The following is a 16,917-nucleotide window of genomic DNA, read 5'->3' as shown; positions in this document are numbered from 1 at the left end:
CGGAAATTATAAATGGTTAATGGCTTCTACTTCTGCACGGGTATGTTTGTGTTTGAAAATAAAGACAAATACAATGGCAATTACTAAAACATAAATGGTAAAGGCAAGCCAGATATTGTGCCAGTCTTTAACATCCAAAGCCCTGCTTAAATCACCATTCTGTAAAACACTGATGCCTTTGTTCTGTAAGAATTTAAGTAAGTGTGTGTTATCGGCTTCACTTTTTACATATTTTGCTAATGGGCCAATGTTGGTATAATAGGTTGTAAAATACTGGTTAATCATCCAGCCCGATATCAAACTTCCAAATACTGCACCAAAACCATTGGTCATCATCATAAACAGACCCTGTGCCGAAGAGCGTGTTTTTGGCGTAGTGGAAGTTTCTACAAACAATGATCCCGAAATATTGAAGAAATCGAAAGCCATGCCGTATACGATACATGAAGTAATGATCATCCATAAATTGGTTGCCGGATCGCCAAAGGCAAATAAACCGAAGCGCAATACCCAGGCAAACATGGCAATTGCAATTACCCATTTAATACCAAACCTTTTTAAAAAGAATGGAATGGCAAGGATGAAAAGTGTTTCTGATATCTGTGATATGGATAAAATAATGGTTGAATAACGGATAACAAACGATTCTGCAAAAACGGGGAATAGTTTAAATTCATCCAAGAAAACATCACCGTATGCATTGGTCAACTGTAAAGCAGCACCCAAAAACATTGAAAAAATAAAGAACAGTGCCATTTTATAATCGGCAAAAAGTTTAAATGATTCTAAACCAAGTTTCTGTACAAAAGTTTTCTTCTCGCTGATTAAGTTTAAAGGTTTACAGGCCGGCAGGGTAAATGAGTAAACGCCCAAGAACAATGCACTGATGCCCGCAATATAAAATTGGTTTGCGCTGGCTTTATTTCCTGTTAAATTGGTGATCCACATGGCCACAATAAAACCAACAGTTCCCCAAACGCGTATGGGAGGGAAGTTTTTAACGACATCAAAATTGCCGTTTTTTAAGGTGGTATAACTGATGGAGTTGCTTAAGGCAATGGTTGGCATATAAAAACTCATGGCCACCAATATTACCCAAAAGAACGTATGCGGATCTTGTACCTGCGGCAGGTAAAACATGGTAGCGGCGTAAAGGATGTGTAAAATGGCATATAGCTTTTCTGCATTGATCCATTTATCGGCAAGGATACCTGTAATGGTTGGCATAAAAAGAGATGCAATACCCATGGTTGAGAAAATAACCCCAAAATTTGCACCGTCCCACTGTTTGGTACCGAACCAATAATTTGCAATCGTAATTAACCAGGCAGCCCATACAAAGAATTGCATGAAACTCATTACAGTTAAGCGAAACTTAACGTTCATAATAATAGTTTAGTTTGATTATTGAAAGTAAAGGCTGAATATAGAACTATTTTAAATGATAATCCAAAATGAGCACGAATTATTTTACACAATATGGCCCATTTTGGTATTTAGCTTTTTATATGCCGATTTTTTAGAAAAATCTGATAGAATTTGTTTTGTTTGATGTTTTTTAAGTTATAATTAAGAGGTTCCGCGTTTATTTAGCTCATCTCTTAATCTAGCAGCCTTTTCATAAGCTTCTTCAGCTATGGCTTCTTGCAGTTTTTGCTGGAGTTCTTCTAAGGTAAGATCGCCAAAACCCTGTTGTTTTGTTGATGTTGGCAAGCTATCTGCCTCTGGCTCTTTGGCAATGGAATCCATGTTTTCGAGAAAAAGGAAATCATTTCCTTCTATCACAATTCCTGCTGAAGCCAATATAAACTCGTAGGTGTAAATCATGGCATTAAAACGGACAGCCAATGCAATGGCATCCGAAGTACGCGCATCAACTTCGTGTGTGTTTTTACCGTCGCTACAGATCAGTTTTGCATAAAAAACACCATCAACCAAGTTATAAATAATGATTTCCTGGATATTGATATGAAAAGTATCAGCCATCGATTTAAATAAATCGTGCGTTAATGGCCTACTAGGAGTCATTTTCTCAATTTCAATGGCGATGGCCTGCGCTTCAAATGCACCAATAATAATCGGCAAGCGCCTCCGGCCATTTACTTCTCCTAAAACCAGGGCGTAAGCACCAGATTGGGTTTGGCTGTAAGATAAACCTACAATATCTAATTTTACTTTTTTCATATTTGCTGATGTCATGTTGAGCTTGTCGAAACATTATAATTTAATCCTTCGACAGGCTCAGGATGACAAAAAATTATCCTTTATGCGCTTTTAAAGCTTCAATTAATTTTGGAACCACTTCAAAAGCATCGCCAACTATACCATAATCAGCCACTTTAAAGAATGGAGCTTCTGGATCTTTGTTAATTACAACAATTACCTTCGACGAGCTTACACCAGCTAAATGCTGAATAGCACCAGAAATACCGATGGCAATATATAAGTTGGGACTGATGGCAATACCTGTTTGGCCAACGTGTTCTGAATGCGGCCTCCAATCGGCATCAGATACGGGTTTAGAGCAGGCCGTAGCAGCGCCCAATAAACCTGCCAGTTCTTCAATCATGCCCCAGTTTTCGGGTCCTTTAAGCCCTCTGCCGGCAGAAACAACCAGTTCAGCATCAGGTAAAGAAACTTTATCAGTAGCCCTTACAATATCTTTAATAACAGTACCTAAGTCTGATTGTTTAACGTCAGCAGTAAAGTTTTCGATAACAGCATCTACAGCATTTTCTTTAACACCAAATGCGTTGGGATTTAATGCAATTACCTTGTTGGCAGAAGTGAGTTCGGTAATGGCAAATGCTTTACCAGAAAAAGCAGTTTTCTTTACAGCAAACTTTCCATCGGTACTTGGCAATTCAACCGCACCATCGGCCAAACCTGCCTTTAACTTAACTGCAATACGGGGAGCTAAACCTTTTCCTGAGAAAGAGTTCGACAATACCACGATTGATGCGCCTTCTTGCTCAGCAGCGGCTGCAATAACGCTGGCATAAGCCTGGTTAACAAAAGTTTTTAACTGATCGGTACTTACATTTAAAACTTTCGATGCACCGTATTTTCCAAGCTCTTTTAATTCGCTTTCGGCAACATCGCCAATAGAAATTGCGGTTAAATTAGTGGATTGTTGATCGGCAATGGCTTTGGCATAAGAAACGGCTTCGAATACCGATTTCTTAAATTTACCCTCAGCTTGTTCTACATAAACTAATACTGACATTTATCTTTACCTCTAAATTCCCCAGAGGGGATTTTAATTTTATATTGAATTTATTCTATTAATTATCTCTTGGTTTAACAACTGAAACTTTTGGTTGCCAACTAAATTACTTTAGCTTCGCTGTGTAACAAGCTGATCAGCTGCTCTGTTTGATCGGCAGGGATTAACTTAACCGTTCCGCGTGGGGCAGGGGTTTCATATTTGGTTACTTTGGTTACTTCTTCGATGGCAACCGCTTCTACAACATTTAATGGCTTGGTACGCGCACTCATGATGCCGCGCATGTTCGGGATTTTCGGCTCAGCCACACCTTCGGCACAGCTTGCTACAAATTTGCCCGAAACTGTTAATACTTCTTTACCACCTTCAATTTCTCTTTCAATGGTAGCTGTATCACCATCAACATCTAATTTTTTTATGATGGATATAGACGGGATATCTAAAAACTCGCCCACCATTGCAGCAACCTGGTTACCATTGTAATCGATCGATTCGCGACCTGTTAAAATAATATTAAAATCTTTGTCTTTTGCGTATTCTGCTATTTGTTTAGCCACAAAATAAGCATCTCTCGGAGCGGCATTAACCCGAACGGCATCATCGGCACCAATTGCAAGGGCTTTTCTGATGGTTGGATCGTTACCTGCTTCGCCAACATTGATTACCGTTACCGTACCTTTACCGCCTTCGGTTAATTCAATCGCTCTTGCTAATGCAATCTCGTCGTAAGGATTAACAATATATTGTACTCCTGCAGTATTGAATTCGGTATTATCGTTAGTAAAAGTTATTTTTGTGGTTGTGTCTGGCACGTTACTGATACAAACTAATATTTTCATATGTTATATGTTTATTATATAAGGTCTTTCTGCAAATTTAATTAAAAAAGCAAGGAAATAAAATGTCATCTACCCGTTTAAGCAAGTTATTAGAATTTTTAGAAAGTGATCCGAACGATCCGTTTATACTATATGCCTTAGCCACAGAGTATAACGCGCAAAATGATAAAGAAAAGGCCTATTCTTTTTACCTCCAGTTAACGGATAAACATCCGGATTATGTGGGTACGTATTACCATTTGGGTAAATTACTCGAAAAAGATGATCAGAAGGAAAAAGCTATTGAAGTTTATCAAAAAGGAATGCTCGTTGCCCGTAATAAAAGAGATATGCATGCTTTTTCTGAACTGCAGGGCGCATACAATACTGCGGCAGGCCTTGATTATGAAGATGATTAGGTCAGTTTACAATTGTCAGTTATCAGTTAACACTTATCAGTTTTGAATTAATGCAACCCAAACCCATCGCTGCAAAAAGGCAGTGGCTGTTTATCCGTAATGTTATTTTCTTTACGTTCACCTCTTTTGGGGGGGCTCAGGCACATTTGGCCCTACTGCTCAAATATTTTGTTCAAAGCACCAAGTTTATTTCGGAGGAAGAATTATTAGAGTTAAATGCATTGGCGCAGGTACTGCCCGGCCCGGCTTCTACGCAAACATTAGTAGGTATAGCCTGGAAAGTTGGGAAACTGAAACTGGCTATCATTACTTTTTTAATCTGGATTATGCCCACTGCAGCTGTAATGACCTTTGCAGCCATAAGTTATGCACTGCTCGATCAGAAACAGAAGTTTAACGACATTCTGGAATACATTCAGCCAATTGCACTCGGTATTGTGGCTTATGGTGCATGGAAATTGGGGAAGAAAGTGCTATCCTCGCAGGTTTCTGTATTTTTGGCCATTGCTTCAGTTATTGCTACCTTGGTTTTAAGAAATGCTTACGTTTTCCCTTTGTCTATTTTGGTAGGAGGTATTATTTCATCAGCCATAGAAACACCAAAGGAAGAAACAGAGCTCCGGGTTAAGCTTTTCTCCAATATCAATCCCCGAAAAATGATTTACTTTTTGGGCGCATTATTGGTGTTTGCCTTGGTTGGTGCCATCATTAACAGAACATCGCCCTTTAGTTTACCCATCCGTTTACTCGAAAATTTTTACCGTAACGGAATTCTGGTATTTGGCGGCGGACAGGTATTGGTGCCGCTCATGTTTACTGAGTTTGTAGAAATGAAACACTACCTGCCATCATCTGGTTTCTTATCTGGCTTTGCACTGCAACAGGCTTTACCAGGACCTACATTTTCTTTTACCAGTTACCTGGGGGCTCTGAGCATGAAAAATTTTGGTTATGGCCTATGGGGGCAGATTTTAGGTGGATTGATTGGTGTAATTGGTATTAATCTGCCCGGATTAATTTTGGTGTTGTTTATCGTTCCCTTTTGGGATGACCTAAAAAAAATCTCGAGGATTAGGCACAGTCTATCCGGGATTAATGCCGTAAGTGTGGGGTTTATCATCGCCGCTTTTATATTGCTGTTAATTCCAATGGGCTTTAACTGGCTATTTTTGGGTATTATGGTTGCCACCTTTTTACTACTTAATTTTACGAAGGTAAGTCCACCGGTTATTGTATTGGCGGGGATTCTGTTGGCTTATATTTTTTAAGATGTTTCGGGATGGAAAATGTAAGTTGGATAATGGAATTTAATCAACTAATATGTTTTTACCATTAAGGAATTAAGGAATTAAGGACATTAAGTGCTATTATAAAAGTTATTTCTTAATCAGCTTAGCTTCTTAATGGTGATATTTTTGACCATTAAGGCAGTAAGGACATTAAGTTTGGAGGTTATTTCTTAATCAACTTAACTTCTTAATGGTGATATTTTTGACCATTAAGGGTATTAAGGGCATTAAGTTTGGAGGTTATTTCTTAATCATCTTAACTTCTTAATAGTGATATTTTTGACCATTAAGGGTATTAAGGGCATTAAGTTTGGAGGTTATTTCTTAATCATCTTAACTTCTTAATAGTGATATTTTTGACCATTAAGGCATTAAGAACATTAAGTTTGGAGGTTTTCTTAATCAACTTAACTTCTTAATGGTGATATTTTTGACCATTAAGGCATTAATGACATTAAGTTGGATCTTATTTCTTAATTATCTTAACTTCTTAATGGTGAATTAATACATAGTTTTGATTATCAAGTGTTAAATTTTGGAGGATGAAGTTATATTTAAAACGGTGGATCGTCGTCGTTATAATCATCCATTTTTGATGGGCGGATAATTACATTACTTTGTTTCTCAAAATCCTGCGATGGATACATTCCCGCTGATGGATCAGCTGCAAATGAATTTGGAGGTGCATTGAAATCATCTTCCAGATCCTGGAATTTAACAAATTTACCAACGAATTTAAGTGGTACAATACCGGTTTCACCATTACGGTGTTTTGCAATAATTACCTCACCAATACCCGCTTGCGATCTTCCTTGCTCATCTTCGGTTATACCATAGTATTCAGGACGGTATAAGAACAGTACCATATCCGCATCCTGCTCAATAGATCCAGATTCACGTAAATCGGATAGCATTGGCCTCTTTCCCTGTAAACCTGGTCTGCTCTCTACAGCACGACTTAACTGCGATAGGGCCAATACAGGAACATCAAGTTCTTTCGCAACGGATTTTAGTGCCCTCGAAATACTACCAATTTCCTGCTCACGGTTACCTCCGCCTTTTCCTTCGCCTTTACCATGCATTAACTGCAAGTAATCGACAATTACCAGTTGGATATCGTACTGCGATTTTAACCTTCGACATTTCGCCCTAAATTCAAAAATATTTAGTGCTGGGGTATCATCAATTAATAGGGGAGCTTCGGTTAAACGGCCAATTTTACTGTGGAGCTGTTGCCATTCCCATTCCTGTAAATTCCCTTTTCTGATTTTCTCCTGTTCAATTTCTGCCTCTCCTGAAATTAAACGATTAACCAACTGAACAGATGACATCTCTAGTGAGAATACTACGGTTGGTTTGGCAAAATCGACAGTGGCATTCCTTGCGCAGGTAAGTACGAAGGCCGTTTTACCCATCGCCGGACGTGCTGCAATAATAACCAAATCCTGTTTCTGCCATCCACCAGTAATTCGGTCCAGACCGGTAAATCCTGTTGGTACTCCCGTTAAACCATCAGTTTTGGTGCGCAATTCTTCCAGGGTAGCTAAAGATTGTTTAATGATATCGTCCATTTTCTGTGTATCTCTACGCAAGTTGTTCTGGGCAATTTCAAAAAGTCCTTTTTCTGCCTGATCCAATAAATCGAAAATATCGGTTGTATCTTCGTAAGCATTGGTAATAATTTCTGTCGATATCCTGATCAGTTCGCGCTGAATATATTTCTGGGAAATGATACGGGCGTGAAATTCGATATTTGCCGCAGAAGCAACCCTATTGGTAAGGCTGGTTATGTAATAAGCTCCACCCACAATCTCTAGCGAACCCAGTGTACGAAGTTCGGAGGTAACGGTTAAAATATCAACAGGTTTTGATTTTTGGAATAAAATATGAATCGCTTCAAAGATTTTTTGGTGAGCGATATGGTAAAAAACTTCGGGTTTTAAAACATCGATTACGGCAGAAAGCGCGTCTTTTTCAAGCATTAATGCACCTAATACCGCTTCCTCTAAATCCAGTGCCTGAGGAGGGATTTTTCCCTGTGAACTAATTGTATTACTCAGCTTGCTTTTTCTTGCAGCGAAGCTATTCTTTCCGCCTTGTTCGTTATCGATACTCATTCAACAAAAGTAGTTAAATTTTAACGCGATTGTTTTAATAAGTTACTAGCTCTTTGTTAACAAATTGAAGCATAATCAAATTAATTTTTTGAGTATTTTATGGATGATAAAAATTTTTAAACAATTAAATGTTAATAAGGAGGAGATAGATTAGGGCTAAAACATTTATTTGAATACTTTTGCCTAACAATTTCAAAACATGGATAATTTTAGAAAACTGCAACGTGCAAAAGAAAATAATGAGTTTGTATTTGGTATAAGGGCCGTAATAGAAGCTGTAAAGGCTGGCAGGGATATCGAAACCATTTATCAGCAGCGGGGTTTGGGCGGCGAATTGTTCTTGGAACTTAAAGCACTTTTAAAAGATACCTTAATTCCCTTAAACTCGGTGCCTGTAGAGAAATTGAACAGGATGTCGCAAAAGAACCACCAAGGTGTTATTGCTGTAATATCGCCAATAACCTATCAAAATATTGAGGATATTATACCTGCGGTTTTTGAAAAAGGAGAGGTGCCTTTAATTTTGGTTTTAGATAGCGTAACCGATGTGCGCAATATGGGTGCAATAGCGCGTACAGCCGCTTGTGTTGGCGTTCATGCCATTGTAGTGCCGTTAAAAAATGCAGCCCAGATTAATGCTGATGCGATTAAAACTTCGGCTGGTGCTTTGTTCAGTATTCCGATATGCAGGCATGCCAATCTTCATAAAACCTGTTTGTTTTTACAGGAAAGTGGCCTTCAGGTAGTAGCTTGTACCGAAAAAACCAACGATTTTATTTACGCTCCTGATTATACAATGCCCACTGCTATTGTAATGGGATCGGAAGATGAAGGAATTTCTAACGAGCTTTTGCGTGTAGCCGATCACCTGGCTAAAATCCCAATGGCCGGTAAAATCGAATCTTTGAATGTTTCGGTGGCTGCCGGTGTAATTTTATACGAAGCGATTAGACAGAGAAGTGTGTAAGGGGTAAGATGTAAAATGTAAAATGGATGATGGGAAATGTAAATAGAAAAATGTAAGATGGATCATTTAGTATAGCTACACATCACCCATCTTACATCTCACATTATCCATCTGTTATATAAATTTGTTGCCGAAACGTGATTTAACTTCCGCAACGAACTCTTTTACTCTTTGTTCTTCGTTTCTAGGGCATACCATAAGCATGTTGTTGTTTTCTACCACAATATAATCATGCAGTCCCTGTAGAATAACCAATTTATCTTTTGGAACATTTACCATGCAGTTCGACGAATCGAACATCAATACCTGTTCTGATGGGATTACGGCATTACCAACATAATCTTTCTCTGCCATTTCATAAATAGAGGCCCAGGTACCTAAATCCGACCAGCCAAATTCAGAAGGAAGTACATAAACATTTTCTGCTTTTTCCATGATACCAAAATCAATTGAGATATTGGTGCACTGGAAATAGGCATTATTTATAAATTCCTTTTCGCTCGAAGTGTTAAGATCGGTACGTCCTGTATTGAATATTTCGTACATATCTGGCAAGTGCTTTTCAAAGGCGCTTAAAATAGCCTTGGCCGACCAGATAAAGATACCGGCATTCCAAAGAAAATCGCCGCTCTGTAAAAAGGACTTGGCCAGTTCAAGATTTGGTTTTTCTGTAAAGGTTTTAACCTTGTGCAAATCTGTATCGGTATTGAGCACGTAATCAGTATGCTGGATATACCCATAGCCTGTATCCGGGCGGTTTGGTTTAATACCCAAAGTAATCAAGCAATCATTTTTTGATGCTGCATCTAATGATTGTTCAATAGATTTTACAAAACCATCAATATTGGCAATCGTATGATCGGATGGCGCAACTACAATTGTAGCATTTGGGTTTAATTCTGCAATTTTTAAACTTCCATAAGCAATACAGGGTGCTGTATTTCTCATTAAAGGTTCGGCCAGAATCTGGTTGTCCGTTAATTGCGGTAATTGTTCCTTAATAAGATCTGAATAGATCTCATTGGTAACAATAAAAATATTTTCTGGAGGGCAGATATTTAGAAACCTTTCATATGTACTTTGGATCAGCGTTTTTCCAACGCCAAAAAAATCAATAAACTGTTTAGGATATTCGGTTCTGCTTACCGGCCAAAAGCGGCTTCCAACGCCACCGGCCATAATTAATGCATAATAATCTTTGTTCATTTTGTAGTTTAAAAATTTACACAATGCCTTCGTTCAGCAAATCGTGCAAATGGATGATGCCAAAGTAAGTATTTTGTTCTAGAACTAACAACTGTGTGATGTTATTTTGTTTAATAATTGCCAGGGCATCTACAGCCAAAGCGTCCGATTGTATGGTTTTTGGCGTTTTGCCCATGATATCTTCAGCTTTTAAATGTTCAATTGTGCTGTTATTTTCCAGCATCCTCCTGATATCGCCATCTGTAATTATTCCGAGTACATTATTGTTTTCATCAACAACAGCAACTGCACCCAAACGGTTTTTACTAATTTCGATCAGTACATCTTTAACTGAAGCCGATGGGGATATGGCAGGTTTTTCGTTGGATAAAGCTATGTCTCTTGATTTCAGATATAACTTTTTACCCAATGATCCACCTGGATGGTATTTAGCGAAATCAGCTTCATTAAAATCCCTGCACTCCAATAAACAGATGGCCAGCGCATCTCCCAGTGCCAATTGAGCAGTTGTACTGGTAGTTGGTGCTAAATTGTGCGGACAAGCTTCTTTTTCGAAAGAGGTATTCAAGATCAGATCTGCCTGTTCGGCAAGGTACGAATCCAATTCGCCCACCATTCCAATCAATAAATTTCCTGAAGTTTTGAGCAGGGGCGTCAGCACTTTAATTTCGGGGGTATTTCCGCTTTTTGATAGGCAAATAATAATATCATCAACCTGGATCATGCCTAAATCACCATGAATGGCGTCTGCAGCATGCATGAAAATGGCGGGTGTACCGGTAGAATTAAATGTAGCCACAATTTTTTGCGCGATAATGGCACTTTTACCTATCCCAGTTACAATTACCCTTCCCTGGCAGTGCAAAATGCTGGTTACAGCTTTTTCAAAATCGCCATTAATATGTTGTGCAACATTTAATATTGCCGCTGCCTCAAGCTCTAATGTGCTTACAGCCGATTGTATAATTGATTTTTTACTTTTCAAAGAGAAAATAATTGTATGTTAATACTTGAAATTCTTGTAAAATTATGTTATTTTGGATACAAAAATAGCATCGCATATTTTATTACACAAAATGGACGTGAAAAAGTCGTTATTTGATAACCTACAAAATTTCTTCGGGTTTGATAATTTCAAAGGTGATCAGGAGTCGATCATTACAAATATTTTAGAAGGCAACAATACTTTTGTTATTATGCCAACGGGCGGAGGGAAGTCTATTTGCTACCAGTTGCCTGCTTTAATGAGCGAGGGAACAGCAATTGTTATTTCTCCACTTATTGCATTGATGAAAAACCAAGTAGACCAATTAAGGGCATTTGGTGGGAATGACAGTATTGCTCATTTTCTTAACTCATCGCTAAACAAATCTGAAATTACTCAAGTTAAATCTGATCTTTTAAGTGGTCAGACCAAATTATTGTATGTTGCGCCCGAATCGCTGGCGAAACAGGATAATATTGAATTTTTAAATCTGATTAAAATCTCTTTCGTTGCGGTGGATGAAGCTCACTGTATTTCTGAATGGGGACATGATTTTAGACCGGAATACCGTAAAATAAAACAGGTAATTGCAGGTTTGGGGAATAATATCCCAATTATTGCGCTTACTGCAACTGCTACGCCAAAGGTGCAGCAGGATATTATGAAGAATTTGGGCATGACAGAAGCCACCCTGTTCAAATCTTCGTTTAACAGGCCAAACCTGTTTTATGAAATCCGCCCCAAGCGTGATATTACCAAAGAAATTATTAAATACATCAAATCTAACCCCGGTAAATCGGGTATTATCTATTGCCTCAGCCGTAAAAAGGTAGAAGAGGTTGCAGAAGCCTTAAACCTGAACGGGATTAGTGCATTGCCTTACCATGCTGGCTTAGATCCGAAGGTGAGGGCAGAAACGCAGGATAAATTTTTGATGGAAGATGCCGAGGTTATTGTTGCCACCATTGCTTTTGGTATGGGTATCGATAAACCTGATGTGCGTTTTGTGATTCACCACGATGTGCCAAAAAGTATGGAAGGTTACTACCAGGAAACCGGTAGGGCTGGCCGCGATGGGGGAGAAGGGGTTTGTATTGCTTTCTACTCTCAAAAAGATGTGGATAAGCTGGCCAAGTTTATGAAAGATAAACCGGTTTCTGAAAGGGAAATTGGTACACAGATACTTAAAGAAGTAATTGATTATGCAGAATCTGGCGTTTGCCGCAGAAAGCAGATTCTACATTACTTTGGCGAAAACTTTAATGAAACCGGCTGTAACTGCATGTGCGACAATTGTAAAAAACCTAAAAAACAATTTGATGCCGAAAACCAGTTATCTACGCTATTAAAGTTTATTGAAAAATCGGGCGAGAAATTTGATGATGCCCATTTACTAAACGTTTTCTTGGGCCTTGAAACCGCTCAAACCATTGCCTACGAGCACAGTAAGGTTCCTGAATTCGGAATTGGTAAAGAAGATGGCGAACTGATGTGGAAGTCTATTGTACGCCAGGCCGTTTTAAATAATTTCCTGTTTAAGGATATTGATAATTATGGCCTCTTAAAATTGACTAAGCAGGGAAAAGATTTTATCATCAATCCTTACAGCCTTAAGTTTCTTTTAAACGAACCGATAGAAAGCGGTGCCGATGATGACGATGATGATGTAAAGCAGGGCACAGGAGCGTTGGATACGCATCTTTTATCTTTACTTAAAGATTTGCGGAAAAAGATTGCCAAACAGAAAAGTGTTCCGCCATTTGTTGTTTTTCAAGATCCATCATTGGAAGAAATGTGCACGCATTACCCGATTACGATGGAAGAACTCCGTCAGATTTCGGGTGTGGGTTCGGGCAAGGCCATGAAATTCGGAACGCCGTTTATCGAACTGATCAAAAAATATGTAGAGGATAATGATATTGAGCGGCCAATTGACCTGATTATCAAGACACAGGCCAATAAATCGCAGATGAAGGTATCTATTATCCAAAATATCGACAGGCAGATCGGTTTAGAAGATATTGCAGACTCAAAGGGGATTACTTACGAAGAAATTCTGAAAGAAGTAGAATCTATTGTAAACTCCGGCACCAAGCTAAATCTGAATTACTTTATCGATGAGGTAATTGATGACGATAGGCAGGATGAAGTTTTTGATTACTTCAGGGCAGCAGAAAGCGATTCTATTGACGAGGCACTAAATGAGCTCGGCGAAACTGATTACACCCGGGACGAAATCCAATTGATGCGGATTAAATTCATGTCAGAACTAGGGAATTAATGTAGGATGGGAGAGGTAATATGGATGACGTATCCAGTTATTTTTCCCGTTTTCTTTCTTCTATTATCCATCATACATCTTCCATAATACATTTTACATGCTTAACTACTTAGATAAATTAAAAAATACAGATTCAGGTAATTTCTTTTTAATGGCTGGCCCATGCGCTATAGAAGGTGAAGATATTGCCTTGCGCATTGCAGAAAAAATTATTGGGATTACTGATAAACTTCAAATTCCTTACATTTTTAAGGGCTCTTACCGCAAAGCCAACAGAAGCAAAGGAAGTTCTTTTACCGGCATTGGTGATGAAAAGGCCTTACGCATTTTAGAACGTGTAGGCAGGGAGTTTGGGGTGCCAACGGTAACCGATATTCACGAAAGTGATGAAGCCGCTATGGCTGCTGCTTATGTAGATGTACTGCAGATTCCTGCATTTTTATGCCGTCAAACCGATCTGTTAATTGCTGCAGCGCAGACAGGTAAAGTGGTTAATGTTAAAAAAGGGCAGTTTCTATCGGCTGGTTCAATGAAATTTGCTGTTGAGAAAATTAAGGAAGCTGGTAACGATAAGGTGATTTTAACCGATAGGGGAAATACCTTCGGTTATCAGGATCTGATTGTTGATTATCGCGGATTACCAGAAATGCAAGGTTTTGGTGTACCGGTTGTGATGGATTGTACACACAGTTTGCAACAACCTAATCAGAGTAGCGGTGTAACTGGTGGTAAACCCGAATTAATTTCGACCATTGCCAAAGCGGCGATTGCTGTTGGTGCAGATGGACTATTTATAGAAACCCATCCCGATCCGGCTAACGCTAAATCAGATGGTGCTAACATGTTGCATTTAGATTTATTGGAAGAAACATTAACCAAGCTGATCCGCATTAGACAGGCAATTTTATAATGGCATTAAATAAAGGCGTTTTCTTAACTGCAGCCTGGCGCAAACTTGCGCTGGCCCAATACGCTGTAGATAAGGAAATTCTTTTAAAATATCTTCCACCGCATACCGAACTCGATAGCTGGCAGGGTAAGTACTATGTAAGTTTGGTTGGTTTCCTTTTTCAAGATGTGAAGCTGCTCGGGTTTAACATTCCTTATCATACCACTTTTGAAGAAGTAAACCTCAGGTTTTATGTTAGGTTTAACGATGCCGGTACCTGGAAAAGGGGCGTAGTGTTTATTAAGGAAATTGTGCCTAAGCCGGCAATTACCTTGGTTGCCAATACCATTTATAAAGAAAACTATCAAACTTTGCCCATGAACCATGTTTGGATCGAGCAGGAACATCAGCTGGAAGTAGCCTATTTCTGGAAGAATAATGGCTGGAATAAGTTTTCAGTTTCTGCGGCTCCAAAAACCACAGAAATTTTAGCTGGCAGCGAAGAAGAGTTTATTACTGAACATTACTGGGGCTATACTAAAATAGACGATAACCGAACCTCTGAGTATGGTGTAGAACATCCGCGCTGGGAGGTGTATCCCGTTAAAGATTATCAAATCGAAGTTGATTTCGGGCTTAATTATGGGCAAGAGTTCGCTTTTTTAAGTAATGCCAAGCCAGATTCTGTAATGTTGGCCGAGGGTTCACCAATTAGGGTATTAAAAGGGAAGAGGTTTTAAGTAGTTATTATTTCAAAACGATTATTATAGCATGTAGGATCCTGAGACAAGTTCAGGATGACGGATTGCATTAATGATTGGTGCACAACTAAACCTTCGTAATCACAAAAGAAGTTCTTCTGTTGTTTTTTCTGCCCAGTTCAGTTTTATTATCTGCAATAGGCCTGCTCGCCCCAAAACCTTTAAATGTTAACCTTTTAGCATCGATTTCATTCTTGATCAGATAATTGTAAACCGCATTCGCTCGGTTAAACGATAGCTTTTCATTCAGTTTATCATCTCCAACATTATCGGTATGGCCCTGAATTTCGATATTTACAGATTCGTTCTGGTGCAGGAAATCGATTAACAGATCCAGCTCACGTATAGAGGCAGGCAAAAGATTATACTTATTCGTATCAAAAAAGATATTTTTTAAGGTTACGTTACCACCCTGTTTTATTTTTTCGATATACACTTCAATTTGATAAGGTTTATTGATATCAGCCTGTTTTAATTCAAAGTTCTCCGAATAAAATAAGTAGCCTTCGGCATTTACATTAAATAAATAATCACTGCCAATGGGCATAACGGCTAAAAATTGCCCTGTTTCTGGGTCGGTAAAATCATCAAAAACAGTTCGGTTTGTTTTTAAATCAACTACCTGAACATTGCTTTCTATTGTTTTTTTAGTGTCTTTATCCCTTACAATTCCCTTAACGTAGGTTATTTTTAATGGCTTAGCCTGCTCTGGAATACCAAAGCTGTAAATATCCTGTGCGCCAAAACCATTTTTTAAGTTGGAAGAAAATAGGCCAAAATTACCGTCCGCACTCACTACCAAGCCACTCTCATCGTCGAAAGAATTAATTGGATAACCAATGTTTACTGGTTTTTGCCATTTGCCGGCATCATCCATCCTGCTGTAATAGATATCTTTGTTGCCAAACCCTGGCCAGCCATCAGAAGAAAAATAGAGGGTTTTGCCGTCTGCATGTAAAAAGGGGGTGTTTTCATCATAGGCCGTGTTAATATCCGGACCAAGGTTAACCGCAGGTCCCCATTTGGCATCATCGGTAATGGTGCTTTTCCAAATGTCATAGCCACCAGAACCACCTGGACGGTTGCTTATAAAATAAAGTGTTCTGCCATCCGGACTAATTGCGGGCTGCGATTCCCAATATTCAGAATTTACCGGTTGCCCTACATTGTAAGGTTCGCCCCAATCTTTTCCTTCACGGTGCGAAACATAGATATCACATCTTCCCAATCCATCGGGGCGGTTACAGCCTGTAAAAAACAGGTATTTTCCATCCGGCGAAATGGTTTGCGCACCTTCATTATATTTTGCCGTATTGATCTTGCTTGATAGCGGTGTTGCCTCGGTCCATGAATTGTTTTTGAACTGCGAGGTCCAGAAATCTTCGTTCCCATTAATCTGCCTGGTGAATATCAATGTTTCGCCATCAGCGGTAAGTGCAGGAAAGTATTCTGCATTGCTTGTGTTTACACCCGCGCCTAAGTTTGCCGGCGTATATTTTACAGGTTTTTTAATGGCTAAATTGGCAAAATCACAATCTATAAGATATTTTTTTGCTTTTTTCGTCCGATCTGATGATGGATCGAGCATTAAAAATGCTTCGAAATCCTGTTTCGCTTTGATATAATCTTGTGTTGCAAATTCGGTTTCTGCCAATCCAAAAATAACTTCTGGCTGTACGCTTTTATTAATCAGGATCGCTTTTTGGTATGCACCCTTCGCTTCGGGATATTTCCGCTGAATTTTATACACACCAGCTAAAACGATATACGCATTCTGAAATAGGGGATCGCTCTCTATAGCATTTTTCAGTAATTGCTCAGCACCTGCAAAATCCTGCTTTTGAATGGAAGCTCCGGCATTTTCGAATGAATTTTGCGCTTTTTTATTGCCCGAGCTTTGCGCTAATGCACAAGAGCACAAAAAAGTAAATAATAGGGATAAACGAAACCTCATTACAT

General features: G+C 38.9%; 14 protein-coding genes. 6 read left to right on the top strand and 8 right to left on the bottom strand.

Features of this window, described 5'->3' with window-relative positions; genetic code table 11:
* Positions 1-6 precede the first annotated feature (6 nt).
* The 4 genes from ACS5PU_RS05755 to ACS5PU_RS05740 all read right to left on the bottom strand — a co-directional run bounded on the left by ACS5PU_RS05755 (position 7) and on the right by ACS5PU_RS05740 (position 4,065).
* Entirely contained in the window at positions 7-1,386 is a 1,380-nt protein-coding gene (locus ACS5PU_RS05755) for a nucleoside permease (protein WP_439458322.1), read from the bottom strand.
* Positions 1,387-1,569: 183 nt separating this feature from the next.
* A complete protein-coding gene (locus tag ACS5PU_RS05750) occupies positions 1,570-2,184 on the bottom strand; it encodes a bifunctional nuclease domain-containing protein (protein WP_439458321.1) in 615 nt (204 codons plus the stop codon).
* Between the two features lie 73 nt (positions 2,185-2,257).
* The gene (locus ACS5PU_RS05745; protein ID WP_439458320.1) at positions 2,258-3,226 is read right to left on the bottom strand and encodes an electron transfer flavoprotein subunit alpha/FixB family protein; all 969 of its coding nucleotides are present in this window, start codon (positions 3,224-3,226) and stop codon (positions 2,258-2,260) included.
* Positions 3,227-3,327: 101 nt separating this feature from the next.
* Positions 3,328-4,065: an electron transfer flavoprotein subunit beta/FixA family protein gene (locus ACS5PU_RS05740; RefSeq protein ID WP_439458319.1), complete on the bottom strand. Its 738-nt coding sequence runs from the start codon at positions 4,063-4,065 to the stop codon at positions 3,328-3,330.
* Positions 4,066-4,127: 62 nt separating this feature from the next.
* Here ACS5PU_RS05740 and ACS5PU_RS05735 point away from each other — a divergent pair, with 62 nt between their 5' ends.
* Together ACS5PU_RS05735 and chrA are read left to right on the top strand one after the other, a co-directional pair.
* A complete protein-coding gene (locus ACS5PU_RS05735) occupies positions 4,128-4,463 on the top strand; it encodes a tetratricopeptide repeat protein (protein WP_439458318.1) in 336 nt (111 codons plus the stop codon).
* A gap of 50 nt (positions 4,464-4,513) precedes the next feature.
* Positions 4,514-5,731 (top strand): chromate efflux transporter, encoded by a 1,218-nt coding sequence (gene chrA / locus ACS5PU_RS05730; RefSeq protein ID WP_439458317.1) that lies wholly within the window; start codon positions 4,514-4,516, stop codon positions 5,729-5,731.
* A gap of 575 nt (positions 5,732-6,306) precedes the next feature.
* Here the strand turns inward: chrA and dnaB are convergent.
* Positions 6,307-7,869 (bottom strand): replicative DNA helicase, encoded by a 1,563-nt coding sequence (gene dnaB / locus ACS5PU_RS05725; protein ID WP_439458316.1) that lies wholly within the window; start codon positions 7,867-7,869, stop codon positions 6,307-6,309.
* A 199-nt stretch (positions 7,870-8,068) separates the two neighbouring features.
* Here dnaB and rlmB point away from each other — a divergent pair, with 199 nt between their 5' ends.
* Complete coding sequence (gene rlmB, locus ACS5PU_RS05720; protein ID WP_439458315.1) at positions 8,069-8,836, top strand: 23S rRNA (guanosine(2251)-2'-O)-methyltransferase RlmB; 768 nt, start codon at positions 8,069-8,071, stop codon at positions 8,834-8,836.
* A gap of 114 nt (positions 8,837-8,950) precedes the next feature.
* Here the strand turns inward: rlmB and ACS5PU_RS05715 are convergent, their stop codons facing one another.
* Entirely contained in the window at positions 8,951-10,042 is a 1,092-nt protein-coding gene (locus tag ACS5PU_RS05715) for a mannose-1-phosphate guanylyltransferase (RefSeq protein ID WP_439458314.1), read from the bottom strand.
* Between the two features lie 16 nt (positions 10,043-10,058).
* Positions 10,059-11,027 (bottom strand): KpsF/GutQ family sugar-phosphate isomerase, encoded by a 969-nt coding sequence (locus ACS5PU_RS05710; RefSeq protein WP_439458313.1) that lies wholly within the window; start codon positions 11,025-11,027, stop codon positions 10,059-10,061.
* A 91-nt stretch (positions 11,028-11,118) separates the two neighbouring features.
* On the opposite strand from ACS5PU_RS05710, the gene recQ reads away from it, so the two are divergent.
* The 3 genes from recQ (at position 11,119) to ACS5PU_RS05695 (ending at position 14,937) form a co-directional block, all read left to right on the top strand.
* Positions 11,119-13,308, top strand: coding sequence for a DNA helicase RecQ (recQ, locus tag ACS5PU_RS05705; RefSeq protein ID WP_439458602.1), 2,190 nt, complete (start codon positions 11,119-11,121; stop codon positions 13,306-13,308).
* Between the two features lie 97 nt (positions 13,309-13,405).
* Positions 13,406-14,218, top strand: a complete 813-nt coding sequence (gene kdsA / locus ACS5PU_RS05700; RefSeq protein ID WP_439458312.1) for a 3-deoxy-8-phosphooctulonate synthase — start codon at positions 13,406-13,408, stop codon at positions 14,216-14,218.
* Positions 14,218-14,937 carry a YqjF family protein gene (locus ACS5PU_RS05695; protein ID WP_439458311.1) on the top strand — a complete coding sequence of 240 codons (720 nt, stop codon included), beginning with the start codon at positions 14,218-14,220 and terminating at the stop codon, positions 14,935-14,937. The genes kdsA and ACS5PU_RS05695 overlap by 1 nt, the downstream gene beginning before the upstream one ends.
* 88 nt (positions 14,938-15,025) lie before the next feature.
* Here ACS5PU_RS05695 and ACS5PU_RS05690 read toward each other — a convergent pair whose 3' ends face one another.
* On the bottom strand, positions 15,026-16,912 hold the full coding sequence (locus ACS5PU_RS05690) for an OmpA family protein (protein ID WP_439458310.1): 1,887 nt from the start codon (positions 16,910-16,912) through the stop codon (positions 15,026-15,028).
* Positions 16,913-16,917: the final 5 nt, after the last annotated feature.

This window comes from Pedobacter sp. GSP4, from assembly GCF_051857575.1.
GTDB lineage: Bacteria > Bacteroidota > Bacteroidia > Sphingobacteriales > Sphingobacteriaceae > Pedobacter.
Note: the sequence above shows the minus strand (reverse complement) of the source record. Positions and strands in the feature narration are given on the sequence as shown.

Bases quoted from the DNA above. Each gene is read 5' to 3' on its own strand.
- ACS5PU_RS05755 (WP_439458322.1), bottom strand. From the start codon at position 1,386: ATGAACGTTAAGTTTCGCTTAACTGTAATGAGTTTCATGCAATTCTTT.
- chrA (WP_439458317.1), top strand. From the start codon at position 4,514: ATGCAACCCAAACCCATCGCTGCAAAAAGGCAGTGGCTGTTTATCCGT.
- ACS5PU_RS05715 (WP_439458314.1), bottom strand. From the start codon at position 10,042: ATGAACAAAGATTATTATGCATTAATTATGGCCGGTGGCGTTGGAAGC.
- kdsA (WP_439458312.1), top strand. From the start codon at position 13,406: ATGCTTAACTACTTAGATAAATTAAAAAATACAGATTCAGGTAATTTC.
- ACS5PU_RS05750 (WP_439458321.1), bottom strand. From the start codon at position 2,184: ATGAAAAAAGTAAAATTAGATATTGTAGGTTTATCTTACAGCCAAACC.
- rlmB (WP_439458315.1), top strand. From the start codon at position 8,069: ATGGATAATTTTAGAAAACTGCAACGTGCAAAAGAAAATAATGAGTTT.
- ACS5PU_RS05735 (WP_439458318.1), top strand. From the start codon at position 4,128: ATGTCATCTACCCGTTTAAGCAAGTTATTAGAATTTTTAGAAAGTGAT.
- ACS5PU_RS05745 (WP_439458320.1), bottom strand. From the start codon at position 3,226: ATGTCAGTATTAGTTTATGTAGAACAAGCTGAGGGTAAATTTAAGAAA.
- recQ (WP_439458602.1), top strand. From the start codon at position 11,119: ATGGACGTGAAAAAGTCGTTATTTGATAACCTACAAAATTTCTTCGGG.
- ACS5PU_RS05690 (WP_439458310.1), bottom strand. From the start codon at position 16,912: ATGAGGTTTCGTTTATCCCTATTATTTACTTTTTTGTGCTCTTGTGCA.
- dnaB (WP_439458316.1), bottom strand. From the start codon at position 7,869: ATGAGTATCGATAACGAACAAGGCGGAAAGAATAGCTTCGCTGCAAGA.
- ACS5PU_RS05695 (WP_439458311.1), top strand. From the start codon at position 14,218: ATGGCATTAAATAAAGGCGTTTTCTTAACTGCAGCCTGGCGCAAACTT.
- ACS5PU_RS05740 (WP_439458319.1), bottom strand. From the start codon at position 4,065: ATGAAAATATTAGTTTGTATCAGTAACGTGCCAGACACAACCACAAAA.